The sequence below is a fragment of the Candidatus Hydrogenedens sp. genome (assembly GCA_035378955.1).
Classification (GTDB): Bacteria; Hydrogenedentota; Hydrogenedentia; order Hydrogenedentales; family Hydrogenedentaceae; genus Hydrogenedens.
Map to the genome: position 1 here is coordinate 1 of DAOSUS010000143.1, position 2,452 is coordinate 2,452.

Annotated in this window: 1 protein-coding gene; it reads right to left on the reverse strand. The window is 32.8% G+C overall.

The features are described from left to right. A partial coding sequence (locus PLA12_14690; protein ID HOQ33737.1) for a PhnD/SsuA/transferrin family substrate-binding protein occupies nt 1-2,285 on the reverse strand: 2,285 nt, incomplete at its 3' end. Nucleotides 2,286-2,452 lie beyond the last annotated feature (167 nt).

Here is a 2,452-nt window from a genome sequence, read left to right on the forward strand (position 1 = left end):
GTGTATATATTACCATCATTTTTAAGCCATTCCAATTGCCCTCTTACTGTCTTCCCGCCTTTAATAGATTTTATTTTTTTCCGATATTCTTCTTGCCCCATACTGTTTTCAAAGAAAGAAAATAGGGATTTCCCAAGTAATTCTATATTTCCTTTTCCTGATATTGTCTCTACCGCAGGATTGATATAAATAACAACTTCATTTTTATCCGTAATTAGCATACCCTCTTCCGCCGTTTCAACAGTTTGAATAAGTAAATCCCTTTGTTGTTCAGATTTTATTTTCTCTCGGTTCATAAGCGTAAGTGCTAATTGGTCTGCGACCTGACATGTAAACGATATCTCATCATCTTCCCAAAGATGTTTTTCCCCTGTATATTCAAAACAAATTACACCTACATTCTGTTCGCCCATTCGAATGCCAACATCTAACATAGATTTTATATCCAGCGGTATAAGGTAATTTTCACTATACCCCTTGGTTCTTGGGTCTTCCAGAGCATTGTAAGCATCTACATACTTGGCTCTCTTTAATTCCTGAAATTCATTGAAAAATTCTTCTTCATAAAGAATATACCCCGAAGCATGAAGTCCTGTATTAAGGTCATAATGGTCAACACAGACTAATTGAGTTCGTTCATCATTAAACAACCAAACATTCACCCGAGGAACTTTCAATTTTTTCCCTACTTCTTCTGTTATGAACTTTGCAAGTCCCTCAAAATTCCCCATGGCTACAAAGGGATTGATTGCAATACTTGTAAGAACATCCCTTTCTATAATTAATCTCTCATTTCTCTTTTTCTGTTTCTCTTCTTCCTTCCTTTGTTGAGTAATATCCCATAAATATCCCTGTAAATACAAGAGATTTCCATCATCCCATACACCCGTCCCAATTTCTTCTATCCAGACCCAATGTCCATCACGGTGCTGAATGCGATAGAACAAATGATAAGGAAGTTTCTGTTTTAATTTTTCATCAACTTCATTAAAAATATAGTCCCTATCCTCTGGATGAAAAATATCTGCCATATTTACTTTTGTTGATAAAAACTCTTCCTTCGTATAACCCGTGAGATTATAAACTGCATCAGTTAAATAAAGCATGGTATAGAATTTATCATTCTTACAGATGTATACCGTTCCGGGAAAATTCTCTGCAAGGAGTCTATACCGTCTTTCACTCTCTTCAAGGTTTGTTCTTGCTGTTTTAACTTGCTTCAATGAGTATTCTAAAATCTTATTCGTCTTTTTAGCTTTATAAGCATAGATAATGGATAAAATGGCAACAACAAACAAGGTCCAGAAAATAAGGAAAGAAATAATAAAATACCGTTGTCTTATAATAAACTCAATAAAAGTTTCTTTTTCCACTTCTTCAAAGGGAGGTAGTCGTAGTTTACGAATAAGTCCCTCTACAGGCATATAACTTTTATGAGGTATCCATCCTGCAGAATCAATACTTCGTGCTTCTATACTATCAGGAGGAATTTTTAAGAGAGCAAGAAGCATATTTTTTTTAACTTCTTCAGTGACAGTAGAATGGGCAATACAACATGCCTCCGGAAACACATCTGTGCTATGAGGGTATGGAATTACTTCGCTTTTTTTATTGTTTAGAATTTTTATTGATTTTTCTTTTATTTTCCCATCTTGAATAAATTTCCATAAATAAAAAGCACTTACACAACCGACATCTGCATTACCTTGAAGAACTGTTTGTAACACCTCCTCATGATTTCCTGCAATAACTATAGAATGAAAATCTCTATCAGGTTCTATTCCTTCTTTCTTAAATTCATAATTGGGAAGAATCCATCCTGCAAAAAAATACTTTCCAGGGATACAAACTTTCTTCCCGATAACATCTCGTAATGTGTTTATATCCTCACGGTTAGAATTACAAAAAATAGCCCCCGCTTGATATTCTACTATTTTTTCTGGACCTTTTCGGACCATCGTGGCTAAAAAACTATAGGCATTAACATGCTCTGCAATTATTGCTATGTAGGGATTACAAATAGCAAAATCGAGTTCTCCCCACGATAACGCTCTTATAAGATCATCATCAGAAAGACATAAAAATTGGAATTGATAATCGGGAAATTCATTTCTCAGATACTGTTCAAAAGGCTGAATATACTGTGAGTTTTCTATCGCACTTGAAAATTTTTGATAGCCGATAGTTATATTTTTATCTGAAACATCCGCATATAGATTGTAAGTATGTATATCAATATAGAAAACGATTAAAAAAAATATAAAAATCGTTTTTTTGTTTTTCATAAGATAACTTAATAAATTAAACCATTAATTTAAATACATTCATAATTTATTATACATAATAATTGACACTTTTCCAATTTTTTTATATAAATATAAAGTAAAAAGCATTTTATTAGAACAAATAACTGAATTAGAAAGATGATACTAATAAGACAGATGAGATGATG